The organism is Acetobacter fabarum, assembly GCF_022483405.1.
In the GTDB taxonomy this organism is placed as follows: Bacteria; Pseudomonadota; Alphaproteobacteria; order Acetobacterales; family Acetobacteraceae; genus Acetobacter; species Acetobacter fabarum.
The window spans coordinates 1,980,001-2,005,410 of the sequence record NZ_JAKVNI010000001.1 but is presented as its reverse complement, the minus strand read 5'-3'; the positions used below and the strand labels follow the sequence as shown (position 1 = coordinate 2,005,410).

General features: G+C 58.4%; 22 protein-coding genes, 1 tRNA gene, 2 rRNA genes, 3 pseudogenes and 1 other annotated feature (1 of these 29 only partly in view). Of the genes and pseudogenes, 7 read left to right on the top strand and 21 right to left on the bottom strand.

Going from position 1 to position 25,410, the window contains the following annotated elements:
- Nucleotides 1-76: 76 nt before the first annotated feature.
- The gene (locus tag LKE65_RS09340; RefSeq protein WP_278741124.1) at nt 77-634 is read right to left on the bottom strand and encodes a helix-turn-helix domain-containing protein; all 558 of its coding nucleotides are present in this window, start codon (nt 632-634) and stop codon (nt 77-79) included.
- Between the two features lie 334 nt (nt 635-968).
- Between LKE65_RS09340 and LKE65_RS09335 the strand changes: the two genes are divergently transcribed.
- A complete protein-coding gene (locus LKE65_RS09335; RefSeq protein ID WP_278741122.1) occupies nt 969-1,763 on the top strand; it encodes a class I SAM-dependent methyltransferase in 795 nt (264 codons plus the stop codon).
- A gap of 41 nt (nt 1,764-1,804) precedes the next feature.
- Here LKE65_RS09335 and LKE65_RS09330 read toward each other — a convergent pair whose 3' ends face one another.
- The 13 genes from LKE65_RS09330 to LKE65_RS09270 all read right to left on the bottom strand — a co-directional run bounded on the left by LKE65_RS09330 (nt 1,805) and on the right by LKE65_RS09270 (nt 11,313).
- Nucleotides 1,805-3,418 (bottom strand): ISL3 family transposase, encoded by a 1,614-nt coding sequence (locus tag LKE65_RS09330; protein WP_075624942.1) that lies wholly within the window; start codon nt 3,416-3,418, stop codon nt 1,805-1,807.
- A gap of 98 nt (nt 3,419-3,516) precedes the next feature.
- The gene (locus LKE65_RS09325) at nt 3,517-3,705 is read right to left on the bottom strand and encodes a type II toxin-antitoxin system RelE/ParE family toxin (protein ID WP_278741121.1); all 189 of its coding nucleotides are present in this window, start codon (nt 3,703-3,705) and stop codon (nt 3,517-3,519) included.
- A 5-nt stretch (nt 3,706-3,710) separates the two neighbouring features.
- Nucleotides 3,711-3,980 (bottom strand): ribbon-helix-helix domain-containing protein, encoded by a 270-nt coding sequence (locus LKE65_RS09320; protein WP_278741120.1) that lies wholly within the window; start codon nt 3,978-3,980, stop codon nt 3,711-3,713.
- A 19-nt stretch (nt 3,981-3,999) separates the two neighbouring features.
- Nucleotides 4,000-5,727, bottom strand: a complete 1,728-nt coding sequence (locus tag LKE65_RS09315) for a DUF3363 domain-containing protein (protein WP_278741119.1) — start codon at nt 5,725-5,727, stop codon at nt 4,000-4,002.
- 534 nt (nt 5,728-6,261) lie between these two features.
- On the bottom strand, nt 6,262-6,984 hold the full coding sequence (locus LKE65_RS09310) for a lytic transglycosylase domain-containing protein (protein ID WP_278741118.1): 723 nt from the start codon (nt 6,982-6,984) through the stop codon (nt 6,262-6,264).
- On the bottom strand, nt 6,981-7,322 hold the full coding sequence (locus tag LKE65_RS09305; RefSeq protein WP_278741117.1) for a DUF736 domain-containing protein: 342 nt from the start codon (nt 7,320-7,322) through the stop codon (nt 6,981-6,983). The genes LKE65_RS09310 and LKE65_RS09305 overlap by 4 nt, the downstream gene beginning before the upstream one ends.
- A gap of 58 nt (nt 7,323-7,380) precedes the next feature.
- Nucleotides 7,381-8,010, bottom strand: coding sequence for a S26 family signal peptidase (locus tag LKE65_RS09300; protein WP_278741116.1), 630 nt, complete (start codon nt 8,008-8,010; stop codon nt 7,381-7,383).
- The gene (locus tag LKE65_RS09295; protein WP_278741114.1) at nt 8,007-8,495 is read right to left on the bottom strand and encodes a DUF2840 domain-containing protein; all 489 of its coding nucleotides are present in this window, start codon (nt 8,493-8,495) and stop codon (nt 8,007-8,009) included. The genes LKE65_RS09300 and LKE65_RS09295 overlap by 4 nt, the downstream gene beginning before the upstream one ends.
- A complete protein-coding gene (locus tag LKE65_RS09290; RefSeq protein ID WP_278741112.1) occupies nt 8,492-9,562 on the bottom strand; it encodes a replication initiator protein A in 1,071 nt (356 codons plus the stop codon). Before LKE65_RS09290 ends, LKE65_RS09295 begins: the two co-directional genes overlap by 4 nt.
- Nucleotides 9,562-9,822: a helix-turn-helix transcriptional regulator gene (locus tag LKE65_RS09285; protein WP_215762544.1), complete on the bottom strand. Its 261-nt coding sequence runs from the start codon at nt 9,820-9,822 to the stop codon at nt 9,562-9,564. Before LKE65_RS09285 ends, LKE65_RS09290 begins: the two co-directional genes overlap by 1 nt.
- Before the next feature lie 272 nt (nt 9,823-10,094).
- Complete coding sequence (locus tag LKE65_RS09280; RefSeq protein WP_278741108.1) at nt 10,095-10,544, bottom strand: DUF2285 domain-containing protein; 450 nt, start codon at nt 10,542-10,544, stop codon at nt 10,095-10,097.
- Nucleotides 10,545-10,671: 127 nt separating this feature from the next.
- Entirely contained in the window at nt 10,672-10,872 is a 201-nt protein-coding gene (locus LKE65_RS09275; protein WP_144032620.1) for a transcriptional regulator domain-containing protein, read from the bottom strand.
- A 210-nt stretch (nt 10,873-11,082) separates the two neighbouring features.
- Entirely contained in the window at nt 11,083-11,313 is a 231-nt protein-coding gene (locus LKE65_RS09270) for a DUF736 domain-containing protein (RefSeq protein WP_278741106.1), read from the bottom strand.
- 52 nt (nt 11,314-11,365) lie between these two features.
- On the opposite strand from LKE65_RS09270, the pseudogene LKE65_RS09265 reads away from it, so the two are divergent.
- Nucleotides 11,366-12,303 (top strand): annotated as a pseudogene (locus LKE65_RS09265) (IS3 family transposase); the annotation flags it as partial.
- Nucleotides 11,653-11,769: a sequence feature (AL1L pseudoknot), on the top strand. (Overlaps the previous pseudogene by 117 nt.)
- A 7-nt stretch (nt 12,304-12,310) precedes the next feature.
- On the opposite strand, the gene LKE65_RS09260 reads toward LKE65_RS09265, so the two are convergent.
- On the bottom strand, nt 12,311-13,714 hold the full coding sequence (locus LKE65_RS09260) for an IS30 family transposase (protein ID WP_253559791.1): 1,404 nt from the start codon (nt 13,712-13,714) through the stop codon (nt 12,311-12,313).
- 46 nt (nt 13,715-13,760) lie between these two features.
- On the opposite strand from LKE65_RS09260, the pseudogene LKE65_RS09255 reads away from it, so the two are divergent.
- Nucleotides 13,761-14,063 (top strand): annotated as a pseudogene (locus tag LKE65_RS09255) (integrase core domain-containing protein); the annotation flags it as partial.
- 39 nt (nt 14,064-14,102) lie between these two features.
- Here LKE65_RS09255 and LKE65_RS13495 read toward each other — a convergent pair.
- The 3 genes and pseudogenes from LKE65_RS13495 to LKE65_RS09240 form a co-directional block, all read right to left on the bottom strand.
- Nucleotides 14,103-14,246, bottom strand: a pseudogene (locus LKE65_RS13495) (DUF736 domain-containing protein); the annotation flags it as partial.
- Nucleotides 14,247-14,828: 582 nt separating this feature from the next.
- A complete protein-coding gene (locus LKE65_RS09245) occupies nt 14,829-15,245 on the bottom strand; it encodes a hypothetical protein (protein WP_278741103.1) in 417 nt (138 codons plus the stop codon).
- 330 nt (nt 15,246-15,575) lie between these two features.
- Nucleotides 15,576-16,256, bottom strand: a complete 681-nt coding sequence (locus tag LKE65_RS09240) for a DNA methyltransferase (RefSeq protein WP_278741102.1) — start codon at nt 16,254-16,256, stop codon at nt 15,576-15,578.
- A 276-nt stretch (nt 16,257-16,532) separates the two neighbouring features.
- On the opposite strand from LKE65_RS09240, the gene LKE65_RS09235 reads away from it, so the two are divergent.
- The 4 genes from LKE65_RS09235 to LKE65_RS09220 all read left to right on the top strand — a co-directional run bounded on the left by LKE65_RS09235 (nt 16,533) and on the right by LKE65_RS09220 (nt 23,490).
- Entirely contained in the window at nt 16,533-17,972 is a 1,440-nt protein-coding gene (locus LKE65_RS09235; RefSeq protein WP_278741101.1) for a DUF6880 family protein, read from the top strand.
- Nucleotides 17,973-18,224: 252 nt separating this feature from the next.
- The gene (locus LKE65_RS09230) at nt 18,225-19,229 is read left to right on the top strand and encodes a hypothetical protein (RefSeq protein ID WP_278741099.1); all 1,005 of its coding nucleotides are present in this window, start codon (nt 18,225-18,227) and stop codon (nt 19,227-19,229) included.
- Between the two features lie 636 nt (nt 19,230-19,865).
- A complete protein-coding gene (locus LKE65_RS09225; RefSeq protein ID WP_278741098.1) occupies nt 19,866-21,029 on the top strand; it encodes a hypothetical protein in 1,164 nt (387 codons plus the stop codon).
- Between the two features lie 772 nt (nt 21,030-21,801).
- Complete coding sequence (locus LKE65_RS09220) at nt 21,802-23,490, top strand: recombinase family protein (protein WP_278741831.1); 1,689 nt, start codon at nt 21,802-21,804, stop codon at nt 23,488-23,490.
- Here LKE65_RS09220 and LKE65_RS09215 read toward each other — a convergent pair.
- From LKE65_RS09215 to LKE65_RS09205, 3 genes are all read right to left on the bottom strand, one after another.
- Nucleotides 23,447-23,523 (bottom strand) — tRNA-Met (locus tag LKE65_RS09215). The genes LKE65_RS09220 and LKE65_RS09215 overlap by 44 nt on opposite strands.
- A gap of 54 nt (nt 23,524-23,577) precedes the next feature.
- A 5S ribosomal RNA gene (gene rrf, locus LKE65_RS09210) occupies nt 23,578-23,693 on the bottom strand.
- Between the two features lie 112 nt (nt 23,694-23,805).
- A 23S ribosomal RNA gene (locus tag LKE65_RS09205) occupies nt 23,806-25,410 on the bottom strand; it runs 1,136 nt beyond the window's last position.

The following is a 25,410-nucleotide window of genomic DNA, read 5'->3' as shown; positions in this document are numbered from 1 at the left end:
CAAACAAACCTTACCTAATAATTTCCAACAACCTTGAAGCAGACAGGAGGCAGTCGCCTACAGTCCGGGCATTTGTTTATAAGTTCCTAAAGCGGACCGGCGACATCCCCATCAGGTTCGTAAACGCTTTTGCGAATGCACTAAGCGATGCGTAACCGACACCGGCTGCCACATCCGTTACCCGTTGCCCTTCGGCAAGCAGGTTTGCTGCGTGGAAGAGACGGGCCTGAGCGATCCACTCCTGCCATGTCATGCCGGTTTCTGCATGGAAATGGCGGCGGAAACTACGTTCCGACATTCCGGCATGATGCAACATTAAGCTGAGATTTGCCTGCCCGGGGCTGGCAAGGGCTGCGTCCATAGCCCGCACGATAGACGGGTGGGTGGCACGCGGCAACGTGAAAACCCGTGTTGTTTTCGCCTGCATTTGCTCCATACAAAGCAAACCAACGGTTTGAAAAAAACTTCGGGCCATGGGATCATGTTCAGTTGAGCCGGGCTGCCAACGCACAGTGTGGAGCAGCATTTCCTGCAACATGGTCGTTATGGGGAATGTGTGGATATGCTCCATGTGGCCATGCGGAAAATACGCTGGATCAAAATAGACGGAAACACCGTCCAGATCTCGGATCATGGTCCGATGGCGTGTTTCTGTCGGAATCCATACGGCATGCGCCGTGGGTAACAGATGGTGTCCGCCCGGACCTTCAATCTGTGTCGTGCCGCGTCTTGCATATGTAATCTGGTGGCATGGATGCACGTGCCAGTCATAAAAGATGGCGGAAGATGGATTACGGAATGCAAAGCCGGGCTGGCCCGGGCCATCCAGCCTGTTCTCGACAAGAACACCTTGTGTCTCTCTGGAGGTCAGATTTTTCATTGGCCGGTATCCGCTCATTTATGGCCGGATGGCGTTAGACGGCCACCCGTCCTTTCCTTATTCTGAAACGCCAAGGAAAGGAATAGAGATGTCTGCTTCACGCACACCACATGATACCCGGATCGTTGACCAGTTTACATGCTGGGCAAAACCATTTGCCGAGTTGGCTATTCACGCAGAGGCGGAAAGCATGGCCCAGACGCTTGCTGCCTGCGCAATTACCAAAGACATGAAGGTGCTTGATGTCGCCTGCGGTCCAGGGATTGTCGCGTGTGAACTGGCCCGCGTTGGCGCAGAGGTCACCGGCATCGACCTGACCCCCGCCATGATCGAACAGGCACGCCTGCGCGCGGACAGGGAGAACGTGAGGGTGGCGTATCATATTGGCAATGCGCTGCATTTACCGTTTCAGGCCAACAGCTTCGACCGGGTCGTGACACGCTACAGCTTTCACCACATGCAAGAACCCGAGAAAGTTCTGGCGGAAATGGTAAGAGTCTGCCGTCCCGGTGGCCGGATTATTGTGATTGACGCCACCCCTACTCCGGAATGCCAGAAAGACTATGACCGTGCGGAAACGCTCCGTGATCCTTCGCATACAAGCGCCCTGACACTGCATCAGTTACTCTCGCTGGGAACTGATGCAGGCCTCTCGCCTGTTGTGGTACATCAATATCGCCTTGCGTCCTGTTTGCAGGATCAAGTCGCGCCAGAGGACTGGAGTGCTCTGGAAGCGATGTTTGCCAAGGATATTGCAGAAGGGCAGGATCGTCTGGGCATGGGCGCATGGGAAGATAAAGACGGGATCCATTTCTATTTCCCTGTCTCAATCGTGACATGGAGCAAAAGCAGGCACGAAAAGCCCCTTGTTGATTTTCACTGAGAACTGGGTTCTTCCGCACTTTTCGTGATGATGTTTTTTGATTATGCGGGCTGAAGGACACGCGCCCTGAGGAGTTCGAAGCCTGCTCTTCCGAACATGGTTCGCTTGATCATTTTCAGTCGGCTGATCTGTCCTTCAACCGGGCTGGTTGTCCAAGGTGTGACAAGAGACGCTTCAATGGCAGCCGCATCCCGTTCAAGCGCGGGAATCAGACGTGACAGCAGCGTCGTCTTTCCTTCTTCCAGCAGAGCCTTCAGATCGCCTCCCGTGCAGGTGTCACCCCTTTTACAGAGCAGGGTCTGCATTTTCCTGAGCCAGCAGAGTGTGACGGCAAGGTGCGGTTCAGCTTCCAGAAGGGCAGGAACCAGCAGTCCCTCCTGTCCGGCAGATAACGGATCCTCTGCGAGGAGAAGCCGCGCAAGTCTGCGTCCCCGAGGTGCAACGACATGCGCGGAAGGAACGGGTTTCGCGGAACATCCCTGTCGCGTCGCCACCCATTTCCAGACGGTGCCATATTGTCCTGCAAAGCCCTGCTCCAGGAGTTCCCGCCATAGCTGACGACTATTGCGACATCCTTCGGACCATCTCTTTTCCAGGTGGGCTGCGTAAGGCACGAGTATGCTGCGTAGCGGAACCGTCCTTTTCCATGGTGGTGCATGGCCCCGCTGAAACCAGCGCCGCACGGTTTTTCTCTCTACCCCGATCGTTGTGGCGATAGCCTGAATGCTGTGTCCCTCTGCTTTCAGGGCAAGAGCTTCCTTGAAAAGAATATCACGTCGTTCCCCAGAGGCTGACCTGACGACCGCCTGCGCCTCTTCTGGATGCGCTCTGATTGTTTCAGATATTTTGCTTACTGCCGTTGATACGTTCAGCTGTCGTGTCAGGGTCCTCACTGTTGTCGTAAAACGGTCCAGAATGCTGACAAAAGCGTCTGACAGGTTCTTCAGCAGATGCCAGCGGTCTGTCACCTGAAGAGCGGATGGTGCGCCTCTGCGGCATCCGTCTGCATAAGCACCGGCACGGTCTCTGGCAATGATTTCAATACCGGGATGGACCTGCAGCCATCGGGCAAGGGTATCAGCGTCCCGATCTGGCAGGAGGTCAATGACATCATTTTTCTCAAGATCAACCACAATCGTTCCATAGTGATGTCCCCGCCGCCATGCCCAGTCATCCACCCCCACCACACGTGTACGGGCCATGCCTTTTGTGGTGTTCTGCGCACGTGAGAGAAGACGGCGGACAAGAGTATCGGCGCTGATGGGGCAACACAGGCGCACGGTCATTCGTGCTCCAGCGGAACCGCCCAGGGTATGGGCGATATAATAATGAAGATCGGCAAGACGTGTGGTCTGTCTGCCATGACGCACGGTTATCCCCTCAAGGGGCATGACAAACGTCCGACGTGGACAAAGCATCGTCTGGCAGAAAAAGCGCGGCACAGAAACGATCAGCGTGGCTGGACGGCCCTGCCATGGAAGATCCGCGAGTTTTCTCTGATAGAAACTGTGAATGCGTCGTGTCGGGCACTGACAGTCCGGACACACTGCACTCCGCTTTCGCAGACTGACTTCGATCTCCACTCTGTTGTCCAGTGCAACAACACGACGAACGACGAGGGAACGGGGAAGATCAAGAGACCGAAGGCGTGACACTGGGGAATATCCATGAAAGTGAACGACTTTCTGGATTTCCCAGTTCCGGAACCTAAGTACAAGATACCCATCACGAAAAGTGCGGAAGAACCCAGTTCTCAGTGAAAATCAACACCACAACGCAGCGAGCCGATGCCGGGATATTGCCCGATCAGGCTCATCGCCTCTTCGAGCGCCCCGACAAACCGGTCGGCCACAGCACCTCCGGCTTTCCCGACATAATCGTCAATGATCCGATCAATATCCCGCTCGGCCTGCTCGCGCAGCACCGCGCGTCTGGTCGTCATGATGATCAGGCGCCGCGCACACGCGACCGCAGGCGTTCGAAATATGCGGCATCCGCCGTGGAGCCTGCTGGGGATCGACCACCCTCAAGCAACATACCACGCAGACGCTGTCTATCCTGATCCTTGCGGATCAGTTCGCGCACATACTCGCTGCTGGTGCCAAACCCACGGCCGGCAACCTGCTGGTCAACGAAGCTTTTCAGGGCTTCTGGCAGAGAGATGTTCATGGTGCTCATGCGAGCAGGATAATCGTGTATGGCAAAAATTGGCAACATGATTCATGCCTGTCCCGCATCACAATCCCAGCCCCCGCTGCCGTCCGAGTTGCCAGTCCATGGCACCCCCGCGCATGACACCGGTGATCTCCTGACCGATCCGGTTCTCGATGACAGGCTTCCAGGGCACCAGCACGAACTCCTGGGCGTTCTCGACCAGCGCGTAGGTGCCGCTGGCCAGCCGGACCTTTTCTTTCAGCGTGCCACGCATTTTCTCGCCGTCCACCATGGTGCGGTATGACGTCCCGCGTGATGGCCCCAGTTCCTCGCCGACACGATCCAGTTCCCGCCGTTCCAGCGTCGCCAGCAGGCCCTTGCTGTAGCGGACGTCCCCCTCCCTGTCGCGCCAGACGTCGCCCCGTTCGATCAGCACATCCTGACGCTGTTTCCGGGCCTCGGTCACCTGATGACCGAACCCGGCATCGACCACATTCGACCTGCCGCGCGAGACCAGCCCCCGATCCAGCCATGTCGCACCATCCGCCGTGATCTGGGCCTCGAGATCGATATTGGACAGGACGCGCGCGGACATCTGTTTCGCGCGGCTCGTATCATACGCCGCAGCCCGTTCCAGATAGTCGCCGGGGATCTGCCACCGCCCATCCTCAATCCGCTCGACAACGCCCGCACGACGCAGGGCTTCCAGACGACGCACATGGGAGGCGACATAGGCCTCGGCATCGCCTCCGGGAATACGTGGCATGGACCGCGCCTGCGCAAGATGCGCGTCCGCGCGATAGACACCGTCACGGCCTGCGACCGACACGATTTCCCGGTCAGCGGGACGGGGGGCTGCGACCTCCGGGCCGACCGCGACAATGCTTCCGTTTCGCACCCCGTCCAGGGAAACCGGGTCAATCCCGGCGACATGATGGGTGCGCCCGTCCACCCCGTCGATGACCAGCCCAATCTGCTCGCCCAGCTCGTCGGAGAGATGACGGTCAAGGATCCGCCCTTCCACCGTGTCGCGTGAAGCCGGGCCATGGAACACGAACAGGCCGGGATCCGGCGCTCGCCCCTGCTCGTGCATCGCCCGGTTCATGGCGCGAATGATATCGCCCCGCTCCCCGAGGTCGCGCAGCGTTTTCTCCGTCTCCGGCGCGAGCGTCCACACACCAGGCTCGGTCTGGCTGGCGAGGCCCATCCGCTCCAGTTTCACAAGCCGCCGCTGCCGCAGGACATGATCGCCGCCCTGCTCGCCACGCATGTCGATCGGACCATCTTCCGCCAACGCCAGCAACTGCCGATCAATCCGCGTGAAGCGGTCCTGCCCGACCATGTTCTCCAGTTTGCGACGTTGCTCCAGCACTGTTTCCGGACCCAGCTCCAGCGTCACCAGTTCGGTCGCCCGTTCCCGCACCCCTTGGGTAATGTAGTCGCCATTGATGACCAGATCGTCCCCCTGATCGTCGCGGCCATTGATGACGATATGAACGTGAGGATGGCCGGTGTTGAAATGATTGACGGCGACCCAGTCGAGTTTTGTCCCGAGGTCCGTTTCCATCTGCTTCATCAGGTCACGCGTGAAGGCACTCAGATCCTGCATCTGCTCGGCATCCTCCGGCGAGACGATGAAGCGGAACTGATGCCGGTCGTCATGCCCGCGTTCGAGGAAGGCATCGCCATCGGCGCGACCGGCTTCCGGCCCGTAAAGCTGACCACGCTGCCCCTCGCGGGACGTGCCGTCACGCTGGATGTAATTGAGGTGAGCGCGCGTCCTGCCATCACGGCCCGGCCCACGGATCATGCGCGACTTGACGATAACGCGACGGCTACCGGATTTCGCATGATTCCAGCCCGCGAGATGCCGTGCCCGCACGAAGGCGGCGCCGCGTCCTTTCCGGACGCCGGATCGACCACCGCGACGTGGGGCGGTACCGCCGGAACCACCTGGCCCATTCCCCGCAGACCCGCCGTGAGTTCGGAGCGGCCGGAACGCCCCCGACCGCCGCATAGTTGCGCGCATCCGCGAGAGAAAACTTCTTGTCTTTCCGCCCCCCTTGCCCCGGATGCGACCCGTCCGAACCTGAAAGTGGCTGTCATCGTCAGAAGACATGATCAGCACCGCAAATCACCGCCGTTTCCCGCACAGTGCCGTGGAGAATGACGGAAAACTGCCTTTTTCTGGAAAACCGTCGCACTCCACGCGAAAAATCGACAGTGCTGCAACGCAGGACGCCAACCCCATGTGCAGACAGAGAAAACCGCAGGTTCAGGCTGGACGGAGTGCCGCGCCCTTTAATCTTGCCGTGCTTCCTTCCCTCTTTCTCCTGCCCTTCTCTCATGGTTTCCCGATCCCATCCTGCATGACAGCGCGCGATCCCACCACGACGCCAGAGACGAAAAAATCAGGATACGGTCGCCCTCCCGACGATGGGAAAAATCCGGCCGGAAAGAGAGAAAAAGCCGGGAAGTTTTTACGCCTGGAAACCGGTGCCAACGTCGTGGGTTCCGCGAGTTTTTTCTCGATGACAAACAGTGGTCCCGTGCGCCAGTCCAATATGGTTTCGGAAGCCGGACCGGGGAAAAATGCGCCCGAATTTTCGATCAGATTCCGGACCTGCGCGACATAGGAAACCGTCTCTCCTGGAAGCGGTCGGCCAGTCGCCAGATGGTCGTCATAACGACCGGGACCGGCATTGTAGGCGGCAAGGAATCCCACATCGCCATAACGATCGTGCAACCATCGCAGATAGGATGCCCCGGCCGCGATATTGTCACGCGGGTCGAAGGGATCGGCCCCCAGATTGAGCGTGCGCCGGACCTCCTTCCAGGTGCCCGGCATGAGTTGCATCAGGCCCATCGCACCAGCACCGGAAACCGCATGCGGATCGCCAGCACTTTCGGCTTGCAGGACGGCCTGCACCCATGCTGGCGGGATCGCGTTCCGTTCCGCCGCCTGCCGCACTAGATCGTCCCAATCCTGCGCGCAGGCGATGGGTGGCGAGAGCGTCAGCGAGAGCACGGCCAGCATGCCGGCGGACACGAAAAACCGGCGTCTCATTCCCGACCTCCCGGGCGTTTCGCGGGCCGGCTCCACACCAGTTGCCATTCACGCCCACCACGTCCGGCCTGAAACAGCGTGGCCCGGACCGGCTGCATGAAACTGGGGTCGTCCAGCACGATGGAAATATATTCGCCAGCACGCTCCCCGGTGCGGGTCCACCCGGCACCGATCTCCGGCCCAGCGTCTCCATCACCAAGATGGATGCGATAATCCGGCGCATGTTCCGCGCCATTGTTTTCCGCTGGCACGAAGGTCAGTTCGGCATCCAGTGACAGGGTGCGCACCCGTCCGGCAAATCCATCGGCTGTGCGGGTGAAAAATCCGATCTGGCTCATGAGGAAAATCCTTTCGGAAATGGTAGAGGTGCTAGAAAATCCGTGTGCTTTACGATCATCATTCGATGGGCGGTTCGCCCGGTTTCACGAGCATCATGGGCGGTCCCAGAAGCAGCCGTTCCCGCATTGGCTCGGGCAGTTTCGGGAGGGGATCGAAATGCGGGGGCGGTTGCTCTGCCTCACCCGTGTGGACGTGAACCGGCACGGCACGCCCGATGACGGTGTCCATCGACAGGACACCGAAATACCGCCCGTCCAGACTGGTCGGCACGGTCGCGTTCATGACGAAGACCTGCCCTTGACCGAGATGCTGACAGCCCTGCCAGACGGGCAGCTTTCGGCCCCGATGATCGACAGATTTCGCGTCACCGGCAGCCTTACCGTCGATGGCGATATGGATGCCGATGCGGCAGACACTCTGCCCCGCCAGTGCTGCCACAGGCTTGAGCAGCGGCACACCGAACGGCAGGTAGCCGCGTGTCGCCAGCAGCGTTGCCTCGCGCTCGGGAAGACGGAGCGCGACGATGTCACCGACACGGACCGGAACCGTGGGCTGGATGCGATACAGGCCGACCGGCACGCTCGCCGTTTCATTCCAGACCCAGCGCGGCGCAGGATGAAACGCCAGCGAGGCACCCACGCCGAGCACGGCAAAATACGTGGTGAAAAACCAGCCCCGCCGGGTCATGATACCGCTCCCCTGCGCAGCCATGCCTGGTGCCGTTCACGCGTATAGGGACGTGGCTCCTGCGCTGCCGTGAGCCGGTGATGCAGGTGTCGCCAGTGATCGGGACAGGCGGCCGCAGGATCAATTCCCAGCGCCTCCACGACGTCGATGGCCTCCAGCACGCGCCGCACCTTGGGCCAGCCACTCTGGCGCAGCAGACTCTCACCACCGGGCCGCACGAAGGGCACCGTCTGGCAGGCTTCCTGAGCCTCAACGGCGCGCACGATGTCGATGCAGGACACCACGGTGCCAAAATCGTTCGCAGCCCAGCGGATAAACGCAAACACGCTGTCCGGCGTGAAGCTCATCAGTCTGCGCCGACGATCCAGAATGCGATCCTCGACAGGGTGGCCAAACCGGATCCAGTGCTCAATGCGCTTCTCGATCCAGGTCAGTTCGACCGTGGTGAGGGCATCGCCCTTCGGCCGGAAAGAACGCGCGGTCATGGAACACCGACCAGGCGATCCGCGACCGCTTCCCGAGCCTTTTCTCCATACCTCGACCGGGCGGCCGGGAGGGTGTCCGAAAGACCGAAATCCCCTACATAATAAGTTATTATATTAGTTATATAAGTTACGGTGCCATTTTCTCCTTTTGAATCAGATGCTTCGACGGGCTTTTGCATCTGTAGCAACGGTAATTCCGCACCTGCACCAACGGTATAATCCGCATCTGAAGCAACGGTAGGATCCACATGGTTTTCCCCAGGCACTGTGGATCGACCCGTTGGAACAATGCGCAGGACTCCCGGTTTTCCGCCAGAAACGAGCTGGAAATCGTATCCTGGAATAGTCTGGCGGCGCACGATGGTGCCGATATCGATCATGAAATTGCGCAACGGGGTGAGACTGCCGGAACGGGCATGAAGCTCCGCCACATCGAACGTCCACCCGGTCTTCTGCCGACCGGCATGGCGGCGCGCCAGCCGGTAAAGCCAGCGTTCCAGACCACCGGCCAGCCGGAAGTAGGCGGGGTCGAGAGTGAGGACACGGGAGCGGTCGCAAACACCTTCCATGAACCAGATCGGGAGGGTCAGCGATACGCCCTCGGTTCTGGACATCCGCAGATCGCTGATCCAGGCGAAGGATTGCGCCGGCCAGTCAGGAGGGGTGCGCAGGCTGGTAGCGACGCGCGTGGTCTCCAGACGCACCAGAGCACTGCGAAGACGACGGTACTGATGCGCACCGTCCGCCCAGCCAAGATCGTGGAACAATTGCCAGGGCGTGAAACGGACATGGCGTGACACCCAGCGGCCATGATTGAGAGCCTCGACAATCTGGCCCGCGAGCCAGAGCAGCACGTCAGCATCCCAGATTGTGGCCATGCCTTCGTCAGCCGATGCCCGGACAATCACATCGATCTGTCGGGACCAGTAACGGACTGGCTCGAAGCGCGGACGCCGGGCCAGCGCGAAGAACGGTCGGCCCATCAGATCGCGCTGGTCACGCGGGCTCGCCGGTCCGCTGACCACGAAGCGGCGGTCTGGCTCCCGCCAGCTTTCATCGGCGGCCATCACAGGCTCTCCCGTTCTTCGGGGGTCAGTGGGCGTGCTGGAAAGACACGGCTCGACGTCGTTTCCGACGGTGAATGGCGCGCCCCCCCGGCGGTCCAGGCCATCATGTCCTCGACGGAATACAGAACCCGCCCGCCGACTTTCCGGTAGAGCGGCCCCGTGCCATAGGTGCGGTGTTTTTCGAGCGTGCGGAGCGAGATACCCAGAAACCGGGCCGCCTCACGAACACGCATCAGGCGTGGTGCGATCGCCATGACCATGTCTCCTTTTTCATACCGCTCCCGGCAAAGACCGGGGCGTATGGAGGGAGGCTGGTGGATAATCGGCGGCTCAGGGAATGGACGTTTTTATCGACGACAGAAGCGTCCATGAAACGGAACAGGAAACCGTCCTTTTCACCACCCGAACGCCGTCGTTTGCCGCCCGCCTTCGAAAATACGTTCCGGCAAAACAGCTTTTTGTGCTTCGCTGCTATCAGGGAGTCGTCATGAAAATCAGGGATAAACCAATGCGGACGGATGCGGCCCTGCACTCACCTGCGGCGCGACAGTGGATAGCCCATGAGATCGCGATAACCGCCTTCAATCGGTCGGTCCGCCAGACGCTTGAGACGACGGAACCGCCCGCGCCCGGAAATATCCGGCCAGTCATAGGCGCGCGCCGTCGGTTCACCGAGCAGACGATCGGCGATCACCCTTTCGCTGACGCCCGTGGCAAGAGCGTCTTTGACACGCAGGGCGAGAATGTGGCGTGCGATGGACTGCGCCGACATCCTGTGCCACGGACCGGGATCCGGGAATCCCGCGAGCACCCGCCAGAAGCGAATTGTCTCGTGAGCCCGCAATGGCGTGAAGCTGTCGTATGCCTGCTCGAAAACATAATGGTGCGGCCCCGGCCATTGGTGTTCCATCCAGAGCTGCCAGGTCACGCCAGCACAGACACAACAGATGTAGATTCCGTCGTATGTTTCGACGAAACGCACATCGGACAGCGCCTGGAGATCGAGACGGCGTGGGGTCAGCGTCTGAGCTGGCGGCAATGGCCGGATGACCAGGATCGTCGGCAGGGCCAGACGCGACCAGAGCGCGGTCAGCGCACTGAAGCGCTGATCAGGATCGGCGGCGAAATCGCGGACCCCAGCGGCGGGCGAATTCCGCCTGGGCGGGATCGTCGGGAGAGAGGTCCGCGCAGGCGCGCTGTTCGTCGCGATAGCGACGATTGCGCCGAAGATATTCCCAGCCGAGTTCCGCCGGGATCGCGTTGCGCAGATACTCGTACCGCGCCTGGTCGTGCCAGTGTGCTCCGGGCATGGCGCCCTCCCTCGTTTGTCTGAGAACGGGTGGCGACGCCTGCCCGGACGTTCAGTATCCACGCCCCGCCATCCAGGGTGAACCCGGCAATTGGAGATCATATGATCGCGCGGCATGAACAACATTGACGCGACCGCTATCCGGACCGTGTGACCCGGCGGCAGAGAAAAGCCCTTCCCGGCTGAACCGGGAAGGGCCAGTGTGGGGTGATCAGTCCCCGTTGCGCGGGCGCTGGCGGCTCCAGACCAGGTTGTAGGCGCCGCCTTCCTCTTCGAAGAGGCTGGCGAAGATCGGACCGGGAAGGGTCGGATCGTCCAGCTTCACGCTGAGATATTCGCGCCAGTCCGTGGTGTGCTTGATCCAGGCGGCCCCGGCTTCAAGTTTGCCGATCTGGACCCGGAAGTTGGGAACATTGTCGCTGGCCCGGTTGGCTTCGGGCACGATGAACTGCCCCGGGTTTACCGGAGAGTAAAACTCTCGGAGAATGATCCCTATGGCAGAGAAAAAGAAGACATCACGTTATTCGCCTGAGTTCCGTGAGCGCGCTGTGCGCCTTTTGGACGAGCATCGATCAGATTACCCGAGCCTATCGGCGGCCTGTCGCGAGATTGGTGGCAAGCTTGGCTGCTCGGGCGACAGCCTGCACGACTGGTGGAAGCAGGCCCGACGGGACGCTGGGGCGCAACCGGGGCGGACTACGGCCGAGACGGCACGGATCAAGGCATTGGAGCGTGAGGTCCGCGAACTGCGTCAGGCCAATGAGATCCTGAAGAAGGCCTCGGCTTATTTTGCTCAGGCGGAGCTCGACCGCCCGTTTCGCAAATGATCGCGTTTATTGAAGCCTACCGTGCCGATTACGGGGTCGAGCCAATCTGTCGCGTTCTGCCGATTGCCCCGTCCACGTTTTACCAGCAGGCGGTCATGGCAAGAGATCCGGCCAGGGCCAGCCCGCGTGCCCGGCGTGATAGGGAGTTGATGGAACATATCCGCCGGATCTGGCAGGACAACCGTGCTGTTTATGGTGCGCGCAAGGTCTGGCACAGCCTGCAGCGTGAAGGGCGGCAGGTTGCGCGCTGCACTGTTGAGCGTCTGATGCGCAAGATGGGTCTGAAGGGTGTAATCCGGGGCCGGAAGGTCATCACGACCCGTCCGGATACGGCGCGCCCCTGTCCCGATGACAGGGTCAACCGGCAGTTCCGGGCCGAGAGCCCCAACCAGCTCTGGGTCTCGGACTTTACCTATGTCCAGACCTGGAATGGCATGGTCTATGTGGCGTTCGTCATTGATGTGTTCGCCCGCAGGATCGTGGGCTGGAAAGTCTCGACTTCCATGACCACCCAGTTCGTGCTCGACGCCCTTGAACAGGCCCTCTGGCAACGAAAGCCTGCGGGAAACAAGGCGCTGATCCATCATTCGGACCGTGGATCACAAGGCGGATTCAACCGGTCGTCGCAACACCTTCGATTATATGTTGTTTGAGCAGTTGGTCGAGTGCCTCTGCTGGTGTTTTCCAACCGAGTGTTTTGCGTGGCCGTGTATTCAGGGCATGAGCAACCGCATTTAATGCATCGGTATCATGCTGGCTGAGATCCGTTCCCTTGGGGAAGTATTGGCGCAGCAGACCATTGGTGTTTTCGTTGCTGCCACGTTGCCAGGGGCTTTGTGGGTCGCAGAAATAGATATCAAGACCGGTATCAATCTGGAGCTGGGCGTGTTGTGCCATCTCCGCTCCCTGATCCCAGGTCAGGGATCTGCGCAGACTGGCAGGTAGCTCCATGATGGTCCCTGTAATCGCGTTACGAACGGCCTGGGCCCCATGACCAGCAAGGGCTGGACCATTCCTGATCACTCTGGTTTTTCCATGCCCTTTCATCCGCGGCAGATGCAGCAACATCGTAAAGCGCGTGGTGCGCTCGACCAAAGTTCCGATCGCTGAACTACCAAGGCCGAGAATGAGGTCGCCTTCCCAATGACCCGGCACAGCTCTGTCCGCAACCTCTGCCGGACGATCACTGATCATCAAAGCGTCTTCAACAAAAGATCTGCCTCGCTTACGCGCACGTTCCCGAGGAAGACGGAGTGCCCGCCCCGAGCGCAAGCAGGCGGAAAGTTCGCGTTTCAGAGCGCCACGCCCCTGAATGTAGAGTGCTTGATAAATCGCTTCGTGACTGATGCGCATGCTCTGATCCTCTGGGAAATCCACCTTCAGCCGTTGCGCGATCTGTTCCGGGCTCCATGCAAGGGACCAGCGTCGACTTTGACGATGAACTGCCCGTCGCTTTTTCCATATCACGACAGGCCCTTTCAGTGTGACACCATCCGGCGTGGCGATCAGGCCTGCCAGACGATCGTGGACATAATCGTGCAAGGTAGAATTTTGTGCCAACTTACTCACCTTGGGACGTTGGGCCGCACGATCCGCATGCCATTGTGCGGTGGTGGCACGGTAATTGAAATCCCCGTTGCGGGTCGCGGAATTGCGCCTGATCTCACGAGATATCGTGCTGGGCGAACGTCCCAGCTTGCGGGCAATAGCACGCACCCCGGTCTTGCGTGCGCATTCCAGAGCGATTTCTTCACGCTCGGAAAAAGAAAGACTACGGCCCTGTGGGTGAGAGCTCGAAGGGGTTAAATGTGTAGGTGGCATCCCGCCAGAACTCCGAAACCAACGGCTTCCAACTGGAGCAGAAACACCGGCTTCGATACCAGCCTCTTCGCTGGAAAGACCTGCCGCGATACCCTGCCAGAACCGACAAAGGGTCTCACGCTGCCAGACAGGCGGCCGTCCTGGCGAGCACAATTTGCGCCTTGTGGACCGCTCCGATTTCCGTTTCCCTGTCATCGTCTACACCTCCAATATTAAGGTGTTGCGACGACCGGTTGAATCCGCCCAATATCTGTCGATCCGATATACCGAACGCCTGGCGCTGGCTGACATAGACGCCTCAGTCGGCACGGTTGGTGACAGCTACGACAATGCACTGGCGGAGACCATCAACGGTTTATACAAGGCCGAGGTCATCCATCATCTGGGGCCATGGAAATCCATGGCGCAGGTCGAATGGGAAACCCTCAGATGGGTGGACTGGTATAACAACCGACGCCTGCTGGCGCCAATCGGATACAGGCCGCCCGCCGAAGCCGAACGCGCCTTCTATGAAGATCAGAGCGGGCTTGATATCGCTGCCTGATTACTGAACAAATCGCTCTCCGGTAAACCCGGGGCAGTTCACGAAGCGGATACCCCGGATTTTCTGTGTCAGGGTGACGATCTCGCCTTCGTAGCCCTCGCCGACCTTCTTGAATGAACCGATGATCATTGTCCTGTCTCCTGGCTTGTATCGGGCCGCGACCACCACGGCCTCGATGGCCATCGTCAGCCCGGAGACGACCGGCGGCGCACCCCGCAGGGGCCGGAGCAACGCGGAGGACGGCAGCACGAAATTTTTTTGGACCGCGAGGAATGGGCGAAGCCCAGGGGAAAAAAGTTGCGGGCCACCGTTGCGCCATAGCCGGGCGAGGCGAAGCCGGTCTTCGGGCAGATCGGCCATATCGAGAGGCCATGGTGTGCGGCGCCGTCAGCCCTGTGGAGAGACAGGTCAGTCCGTTGTGTTCCATGAAAGGGGCGCGGGTTGTCAGGAGATATCCGTTTCCAGCATACAGGTCGTATCGTATCCGCCGCCGGGATAACCCACTGGCTGGCACCATGTTCCCTGCCCTTCCAGATCAGGAGACTGAAGCTGACGCCGGGCCGCCAGTCACGCCGACAGCACGACATGCGTTTTCTGCACCGAATCTGGCCGACGCTTCGCGCCAGTCGGGTCTGTGCTGAGCATCTCGCTCAGAAGGAAAGGTGCTGCCCGATCCTGAACCCTGATCCGCCCGCGCAACGAGGACTGACCGCCCCACGCTGACCTTTTGGACCTGGCCGAAACTGTGATTCTGCCACCGGGAACTTACGCAGGCTGGATGGCGCAGAGCCGTGTCCATGCCGCTCCACCGACGCACAACGCCCCGAACGTCGCGAAAAGGTAGGCCGGAATAGTGCTCATAGCTCCCATGCCACAGAAACCCAGCGTCATGCCAAACCCGGCCAGTGCGGCCGGGAGGGCGAGCAGGAACGACACCAATGTCCGAAGCGCGGGATCGCGCGAGAACGCCAGGATCGCCTGACCGGACGCCAGCACCATGACTCCGGCGGCGATGCCCGTGAGGATGGCATGGGCACCGGACAGCACATCATGATCATAGAGCAGAGTGCAAACCATCGTCGCCACGAACAGCGGTGCGGCATAGACCGCACAGAGAAACAGCAGCCAGCATAGAAAGCCGATACTGGCGAAGCCAAGGACAATACCAAGACCGAGCAGCATGGATCGCGTCCTTTCCACGAGGAGGAACACCACACACATGCCGCGACGATTCAGGAATATCCACGAAATAGAATTGGGTTTTCTGGATCTGTTTTCACGATTTCGACAGCGCGCGGAGCGCGCCGGATCATGACCGAGGCGCCCCCTGTTGGCGCCTTCCGCTCGCGCCGTGGACGCGGCGCGTTGTCCCGGCAACGTTGGGGCCACGGCACCAGGGACGTCCCTTTCCCGGTCAAACCATCCGCGAGCCGGCCATGCCGGCGAGCGCCGCACACGCCGGGTCGCGGCGCGATTTTCCGGCCGTGTCCGGTAACGGGAAGAAGGGGCGGCTTACGCCGCCGCCCTCGCCGTCCCGTGCCAGGCCAGCCTGCGGGTTGCTGTGGCCGCGTGGTCCGGGTCCAGTTCCATCCCCAGCCAGTCGCGGCCAAGATGCTGCGCCGCGACCAGCGACGAACCCGAACCGGCGAACGGGTCCAGAACCAGCCCACCCACCGGGCAGAAGGTTTCCACCAGGGGCAGGAGTGCCGCCACCGGCTTTTGCGTCGGGTGCAGTTTGTTGCCCGAATAGGGCATGTCGATCACGTCCGGGATGGGCTTCGCGGGCGGCGTCACGTTGCCCTTGGCCAGCAGGTAGGCGCTTTCATGTTCATACCGGAGAAACCGGGAAGAGGATGAATAGGACTTGCGAAAAACGATATGCCCGACCATGCGGAACCCCGCCGCCTTCCAGGCATCGGCAAACAGGTCGATGCGGTTCCAGCCATAGAACGAAACGGCAAACCCGCCCCATTTCAGGACACGGTGCATCTGGTTGAAGGCGGGTCGGAGCCAGCGGGAATTATCGTCGTTGCGGACCCTTCGCCCGTCCCTGCCCTGATAGTTCACCAGGTAAGGCGGGTCGGTCAGAATGAAGTCCACCGCATTGCGAGGAAGTGCGCGCATAAGCTGCACGCTGTCGCCGTTGAGAATGGTGTTGCGGAAATCGGTCGCCGTGGTGGTGTTGCCGGTCATGGTCTTTGCCCTTTGTTCCGCGAGGAACAGCCCCCGCTGTTCCTCTGCCTCGCGGCGAGCAGCGGGGTAGCAACGGCAAGGGCGACCGATGGGGAGGGGTATCGCCCGGTCTGCACGGAGCGCAGCGCAGGAAGATCGGGGAAACCCCATCGGGCGGCGTCAGCGCGCTGACGCGAACCCTTGCCGGCGCGAGGGCGGAGCCATTAGCTTTTTTCCTCTTTTTCATGGTGACGGCATTTGCTTGCGCCCCTGGGGGCACGGTCATAATCTGTATTCATGGCCCGCACTCCTTCGACAAAACCTGCCACCCGGAAATCCGCCTCATCCGCGAAAGTCGGCACGACCGTCACGAAAGACAATCTGAAAGCCCTTGGTGTGGATCGGCTTGCAGATCTTCTGGTCGAGCTGTCGGAACAGGATGCCGTGCTCACCCGGAAACTGCGCATGGCGCTAACAGCCACCCATGCGAAAGACAGGCTCGGCAAGGAGATCGAGAAGAGGCTGCGAACGATCCAGCGTTCCCGTGGATTCCTGCCCTGGGACCGGATCAAACCCCTTGCGACCGAACTCGATGCCTTGCGCCAATCCATTCTCGATGATGTTGCAACGACGGATGTCGGACAGGCCATTTCCGCGATGCGTCTTCTCGTGGAACTTGCTCCTTCCGTCTATGAGCGCTCTGACGACAGTTCCGGTTACCTGTCAGATGTGTTTCGCGAAGCGACCTCTGACCTCGGCTCCCTCTGGGGACGACAGGCTGGCCGGGATCCGGCTGTCACAGTCAGGGATCTGCTCACGCTTCTCGATAACGACGGGTATGGCACGTGTGACCACCTGATCGCATCATGCGGCGAGGCACTGGGGGCTGCTGGCGCGGCCATACTCAGAAGCACGCTTCTTGCACGATTGCACGACCTTCCCGCCTCAAAGGCGAAGGGAGACTATCGTACCGACATCGGGCGCATGCAGACCCTCGGTCACCTGAAGGATCTGGCCGACGCGATGGATGACGTCGATGCCTATATCGAAGCAGTCAACCTGAGTGAACGTCAATCCGCCTCTATCGGCGATGTTGCACGCCGCCTTCTGGACAAGGGACGCGCCCAAGAGGCGCTCGAATGGCTGGACCGGGAGACCGATGAGACGTCCCGGTTTCGCTGGGAAAACGACGATCTGCGGATTGAAGCCTGTGAGGCTGTGGAAGACCGCAACCAGGCCCAGTCCCTGCGATGGAAAGTCTTTCAGGAACGCCTGAGCCTGCCGCACTGGCGGGCATACCAACGCCATCTCAGCGATTACGATGCGATTGATGCTGAAGAGCTGGCACTCAATCACATCCGTAATTTCCCGGTCAGGGGCGTAGCCCTTTCCACTCTTCTTGAATGGCCAGCGCTCGATGCCGCTGCCCGTCTCGTGCGGGAGCATACAACAGAGTTGGACGGGCGTGATTACGGGACACTCCGTCCGGCTGCCGATCGTCTGTCTGAATCATATCCCGACGAGGCGACCCTTCTTTACCGCCTGCTGGTCGAGGCCGTGCTGGATAAGGCGCTTTCCCGTTACTATCCCTACGCCGCCAAGGATCTCGCCTCCTGTCGACTGCTTGCACCAATGCTGACAGCGCCAAACGGCATGGAAACCCACGAAGCCTTTATGATCCGCTTGAAAGCGCAGCATAAGCGCAAGCTGGGATTCTGGACGCTGATCGGTGAATAGTTAAAGACCGCAATGGGGGGGAGAACAGAGAGTCCGCTTTCTGATGATGACAATTAAAAATTGCCATCCGTTGTGTTTTTATTTGCGTTGCCGTGAAATCTTATGCGCTCTGCGGCGCACTTGCTAAATCTACTACTTCCAAGCAAAATCTGGACCAAAGGCTAAGGCATGCAAAAGATTGCCGTTCCCTGTCTGTGGCACATACATTAATATTTACGCTTAAACTGTAGCGAAATTTTTAGAGGTCCCGGCGTGAATAACATCGCTCTCCAGATCGAGACGCAGACGTCACCTGTTGGTGACGAGTTTTCAGCCTTGATGGCTGTTGTTTCCCCCATTCTTCAGGGTCTGCTTTTTGGGCTCAAGCAAGAGGTCGTCGATCAATGCGGCGGACTTGAGCAGATGCCCCTCTTCATGCTCCCTCGGGCGTACCGACCTGGATTCGGCGATTGTGGAATTTGCTTTGAGTACGCAGCACATGACGCCATCAATAGGAGAGTGCCTTCTGTAATTGAGAGGGTGTCAGACAGCCTGACACGATACTGCCGCGTTCCGGGACGTGAAACCGCGTCCATCCTTTTCGGAGCGGAAAAAACCGGCGCTCTGCAGATAATTGGTTCTCCTGCGAATCTGCTCACCGCTGAATCGAGAATTCTAACCGGAGCACAAGCACAGCCCCCAAAGCTGAAGCAGTATATCGATAAGCTCACTGAAGCATTTCGTCGGAGTTCTCAACGCAGTCTCCTCCCGAGCAGCATTTCTGGCCTCTGGAAAGCAGACCTATTCTTAGGAAATCGCGATACCGATCGATGGGTTGGGACTACGGTTAAAATCAATAGATCTCAATTAGAGGGTGCTGCCGGGTTGAGGATTGGCATAGTTCCTGCTCGCTACGGAGTAGGCGATGCTATATCTTTGGATCACTCTAAAAATCTTGTCATCTGCCCCCTGCCATATGATGGTGATTTTATGGAAATATTTTACACAGGATGGACAATCGTTCAGCAATTTTTGGCTGCTGATGCTCGGGTGCCGTCGGCGGTATTCCTTCCGATAGGATCTCACATCATGGTGGCAAAGTTCCTCCAAGATCGCCGCGACTATTCCGTACTCGATGTGATCCGTGCAATGACCCCCATGGCCCAGCCAGAACTGCTCCGAACGACCAGCGTCCCAGGCACTACAGCAATTGAAGCTTCAACTGGCAACGACGCTGTCACTAATGTAATCGCCCCTCAGCCGATGACCATTTTCTGATCATACCGAATTGAGTTTCGTCATCATCGTAACGGGCACCGCCGCTATCTGCCGATCATACCAATCTACCTTTCTAAATGCATCCCTTCAAAAACGGCGGTTAGCCCCGGAACCAGTCATCCAGGTTTGTCGTGGCGCCGCCTCTGCAAAAGACTTGCGTGGAAGCAGAAACTCGCCGCGGAGTGACTGGAATGTGCGCGCAGTTGTCCCCTGACCGGAAAGGCCTACAACGAGCGGAATGGCCGCTGTCTGGAAGCCGTTTGAAGCCTGAAAATGACCGCATGTGCGTAAGCCGACATGCTGCTAGTCCTTTCTTTTAGGGACAGCATAAGTTCCTTATCCCTGTCGTAAAATAGATGTTTCCGACAAGGAGGCTGCCATTCTGACGCGCATGTGAGTGTTCACGCTAAATGGCCGGTTTATGATCACGGTATATGGCCACCTGCGAGGAGGAAGGGGAGGAATGAGAATATCTGGTTCGGGATAATCGAAAATAGCCATTCGCGTTGTTTACGTTTGTGGCGGATTATAGCCATAGGGCGTCTCCAACGGTAGAGATAGGCACCTAGATTGAGTATTTATTCGAGCATAATATAAATTTAAAATAGATTTTCAATAATTAAAAAAGCGAGAAAAATGACGCTGATAGCCGTGTTTACCACCAACCATCCAGTCCTGTTATCGGACGTCTTACTCTCGAGTAACCAGTCGATCGTTCCGACCATTACGCCAATGAGCGTTCCGATCGATCCCCACATCTATGATAATGCACCATTTCGACCCTCCCACTTTCAACAGAAGACTGCAATCCTCCACGAGGGCAAGATCGCGGTGGCGGTGGCTGGCGACTTCATCAGAGCCCAGCAGGCCGTCTGCCAACTTAGAGATGACGTACGCGGCGGAACAGTCGATCAGGCTGGTCTGGAGACGTGGTGTCGTGATGCAACCAAGAAGTTCAAGCACGTGGCGCTCATTATTGTTTGGGTCGAAGGCCCGCAATGGGTGGTGGGACGGATTGGCGATAACATGATGCAGAAGAATACGCGAAGTGGTGCGGTCGTCCACTATACCGGATCCGGAAGCAATTGGTTTAAGAGTTCGTCGGTGTCTATTGGGGCTGAAGTCGAACATATCGGTGAAAAATATGAGGCTGATCGTCTTATCATGCAGGCTATAGCTCAGTCGGGTATGCAACTCTTCAGCGAGCGTAGCATAGGCGTGTGTGACAATTTCGGCGGCGGCTGTCAGATTACTCAAATGGTGGACAGTAAATTCTACTACGTCCGCAATATCACGTATCTCCATTGGAGCATCTTCCACACTCCTGAGGGGGCGCCGACCATAATGGAGTTCTATCCGGTGATCGTGCGTCAAAGGCAGCAGGGCTCTGATATGGTTTTTGAAACAATACGGATCAATCCGGTCCAATGTTCGAAAGGAGATAGTTGGACTGTATATCGGGGACAAGCTATCCGTCAGTCACAAAAAGTAGCGCCCCTCATCACAGGATCCCCTCCTGCGTCGGAAGCCGATCGCTTCGATGTCGTCAACTACTATCACGTCCAGACTGCGAACTACTGGAAAGGAATGCTGGTAGACTTCAAAGCTTCAGTGATGCTTCACGTCGGCGACGTGGACTGCCCTGTAGAACTCGATACAGAGGGAGATGAGGTTTTAGTCCGAATTCGCAACGAAACATTAATGTACTTGAGGCGAAGGAGTAAGTTCCGCAGCAATTGGAAAAAGATTGAACGTAGATGGATCGCTGCCCGAAGAGCCCGAATTAGTCCTTTCCGTTAACTGGTTTTTTCAACAAAACAGATTTCGACATTAGGCTTACATTTCGTGATTTACTCACTTAGAGACTATTGATTGGCTATTATCTCACCTTCGTATAATTTGTCACGGATGCTCTCTTCGCTGCTTGTCGCTTTTTAAGGCAGGCCGGTAGTTTGTATCCCAACTCACCGCGAAAAGATCATGCTCTTTACGTCCGCTATGAGGAAAACTGCTTATTGGCACGTATGACCGACATGTAGGCGAAAGCGGTCGCGCGCTGCGCATACCGGTTTCGCCTTCATCTGAACGCTCATGGCAGCAGAATCCATTAAAACTGGAACCATTACCGACCACGACGTATCACTACATCTCCCCATTGATGTTGATCATCCATCCTATTACTTACACAAATACCGCCGATGACCGCATAGGATGATTTTGTTCTTTTCCATGACGCATAACCCTGTCCAATGGCTCCAGTATCGTCTGGAGAAACCGTCATGGACGCACGAAACAGACAGGCGCGGATCGAGATCATTCTTCCCGACGACGAGGCAGCCGCACCTTATGTGACCGATGCCAGCGTGCTCCGCCTGGCGCGGCTCATCGGTCGCCAGATGGCTCGCGAGGATCATGAGCGTCAGAAGCGCCGCCGACGCCACACCCGCCATCCAGCAGGGTCTGCCCGAAAAACGTGATGGCGACGCCAACGAATTGACTACCACCCAGCGGGTGGAAGCAGGGTAAGCTCTGACACCCTCTCTTTTTGGAAGATGATGCCCGGAGTCCTGCCATGGTCCGTGTCGCGCTCTATGCCCGCTATTCCTCCGACAATCAGCGGGCCGCCTCAATCGAAGATCAGTTCCGCATCTGCCGCGAGCACGCCAAACGCGAAAAATGGAAGGTCTCCAGCGCTTATAAAGACGCAGGCATCTCCGGTTCCAGCATGATCCTGCGGCCCGGCATCCAGACCCTCTTGCAGGACGCGCAACGCGGCGAATTCACTGTCGTGCTGGCCGAAGCCCTGGATCGCATCAGCCGCGATCAGGCAGATGTCGCCACCCTGTTCAAACATCTGAAGTTTGCAGGGGTCACGATCGTTACCCTGGCCGAGGGCGAGATCAGCGAACTGCATGTCGGCCTCAAGGGCACGATGAACGCTCTGTTCCTCAAAGACCTCGCGGCCAAAACCCATCGCGGCCTGCGCGGCCGGGTTGAGGACGGAAAATCTGGTGGTGGCCTATGCTACGGCTACAAGGTCATCAAAAAGCTGGATGCCCGAGGCGATCCGATCCGGGGCGACCGTGAGATTGACGCAAACGAAGCCAATATTATCCGTCGCATATTCAGAGACTTCGCCGCTGGCATCGGCCCGCGCGCAATCGCACGCACACTCAATGATGAAGGTATCCCTGGTCCGAACGGCAAGCTGTGGATCGACACCACGATCCGGGGGCACGTCCAGCGCGGCACCGGGATCGTCAACAACGAACTCTATATCGGCCGCCTCGTCTGGAACCGGCTCCGCTATATCAAGGATCCCTCAACCGGTAAGCGGGTGTCGCGGCTGAACCCTGAATCCGAGTGGATCATCACCGATGTGCCCGACCTGCGCATCGTGGATGATGCTCTCTGGCAGGCGGTCCGCGACCGTCAGGCAAAGATCGCCGCCCAATACGTCAACGTCATCGCGGCAGTCAGGACATCGGCCACTAACCGGATGAACGGCATGCGCCGCCCCAAATCCCTGTTCTCGGGGATGATTTTCTGTGGCGTCTGCGGCGGCAGCTACTCGCTCCGCGAGAAGGACCGTTATGCCTGCTCAAACCGGATCGCTAACCGTTCCTGCCATAACAAGGCGACGATCCTGCGCCCCGATCTTGAAGAACGCGTGCTCGCAGGCCTCAAACACAAACTGATGACACCCGAAGCCGCCGCTGCGGCCATGAAAGCCTATACGGAAGAGACCAACCGACTGAATCATGAGCGCCGCGCCAACAGTGCCGGCTGGAAGTCCGAACTGGCTAAAGTCGAGAAAGGCATCGCCGGTATTCTGACTGCGATCGAAAACGGGATGTTCGAACCTGAGATCAAGGAACGGATGCGAGCGCTACGGCAGCGCAAGGTTGAACTGGACGCCCTGCTCTCCTCCGAGCTGGAGGACACGCTCGACATCCATCCGAATGTCGCGGCCGTCTTCAAAAAGAAGGTGGAGCGTCTGACCGAGAGCCTGAACAAGCCAGAGGACCGGGCCGAGGCGTCCGAGGCCGTCCGTGCGCTGGTGGAGAAGATCGTCCTGTCACCGGGTGATAAGCGCGGCGAGATCTTCGCGACGCTCTATGGCGAGCTTGGCACGCTGCTCAGATTCGTGAAGCAGAAGGACACTAAATCGGGCAAGTCCTTGAAAGGACTTGCGAAAACATCAATGTGGGAATCGGTGGTTGCGGGGGCAGGATTTGAACCTGCGGCCTTCAGGTTATGAGCCTGACGAGCTACCGGGCTGCTCCACCCCGCGGTTGAGAGAGTGCTGATTTTGTTTTGGCTTAGTTTTGTGAGGGTAGACTGGAAGACCTGGCGGCGACCGACTTTCCCGCGGCTTAAGCCGCAGTATCATAGGCGCTGGGGGTTTTCACGGCCGAGTTCGGGATGGGATCGGGTGGAACTCTCCCCGCCATGGCCACCAGGTCATCCAGACTACCCTGTAAGGGTGTGTGGATGCGGTTGGTGCGTTTTGGTGTTTTGTGTGTGACGTGGTTATGGATGATTTCTGTGCACGGGCTATCCGTAAGGATAGTGTGAGAGTGAGCCTATTGGGTGATTAGGACCAGTTAGCTGCACGTGTTACCACGCTTTCACATCTGGCCTATTAACGTGGTGGTCTACCACGACCCTCAGGGAGATCTAGTTTTGAGGTGGGTTTCCCGCTTAGATGCTTTCAGCGGTTATCCCGTCCATACTTAGCTACCCGGCTGTGCCGCTGGCGCGACAACCGGTGCACCAGAGGTATGTTCATCCCGGTCCTCTCGTACTAGGGACAAATCCTCTCAAATCTCCAACATCCACGGCAGATAGGGACCGAACTGTCTCACGACGTTCTAAACCCAGCTCACGTACCACTTTAATCGGCGAACAGCCGAACCCTTGGGACCTGCTCCAGCCCCAGGATGTGATGAGCCGACATCGAGGTGCCAAACCTCCCCGTCGATGTGGACTCTTGGGGGAGATCAGCCTGTTATCCCTAGAGTACCTTTTATCCGTTGAGCGATGGCCCTTCCACGCGGGACCACCGGATCACTATGGCCGACTTTCGTCTCTGCTCGAGCTGTCACTCTCGCAGTCAGGCGGGCTTATGCCATTGCACTCAACAGCCGGTTTCCGACCGGCCTGAGCCCACCATCGCGCGCCTCCGTTACACTTTGGGAGGCGACCGCCCCAGTCAAACTGCCCACCATACAGGGTCCCGGACCAGGCTTACTGGCCGCGGTTAGACATCAGAAAAATTCAGGGTGGTATTTCAAGGATGGCTCCACAAGAACTGGCGCCCCTGCTTCAAAGCCTCCCACCTATCCTACACAGAATGTCTCTGATGCCACTGTAAAGCTACAGTAAAGGTTCATAGGGTCTTTCCGTCTGACCGCGGATACCCCGCATCTTCACGGGGAATTCAATTTCGCTGAGCCGATGCTGGAGACAGCGGGGAAGTCGTTACGCCATTCGTGCAGGTCGGAACTTACCCGACAAGGAATTTCGCTACCTTAGGACCGTTATAGTTACGGCCGCCGTTTACCGGGGCTTCAATTCAGTGCTCTCACACCTCCTCTTAACCTTCCGGCACCGGGCAGGCGTCAGACCCTATACGTCGTCTTTCGACTTCGCAGAGTCCTGTGTTTTTACTAAACAGTCGCTACCCCCTGGTCTGTGCCACCCACAAATGGTTGCCCAAATGTGGGTCTCGCTTATCCCGAAGTTACACGAGTAATTTGCCTAGTTCCTTCAGCATCGTTCTCTCAAGCGCCTTGGTATGCTCTACCAGTCCACCTGTGTCGGTTTAGGGTACGGTCTATACGCCAGAGCTATTTCCTGGAATGCTCCAAAAGCCGGTCCAATCCGTTAAGGACCAACAACATATCGCATTCGTCACTTCTGGCAGGTTCAGGAATATTCACCTGATTCCCATCGACTACGGCTTTCGCCCTCGCCTTAGGGGCCGACTAACCCTGCGTGGATTAACCTTGCGCAGGAACCCTTGGACTTTCGGCGACAGTGTTTCTCGCACTGTTTGTCGCTACTCATGTCAGCATTCGCACTTCCGATATCTCCAGAAGGGGTCACCCCGCTTCCTTCACAGACCTACGGAACGCTCCGCTACCGCGCATACATAGTATGCACCCACAGCTTCGGC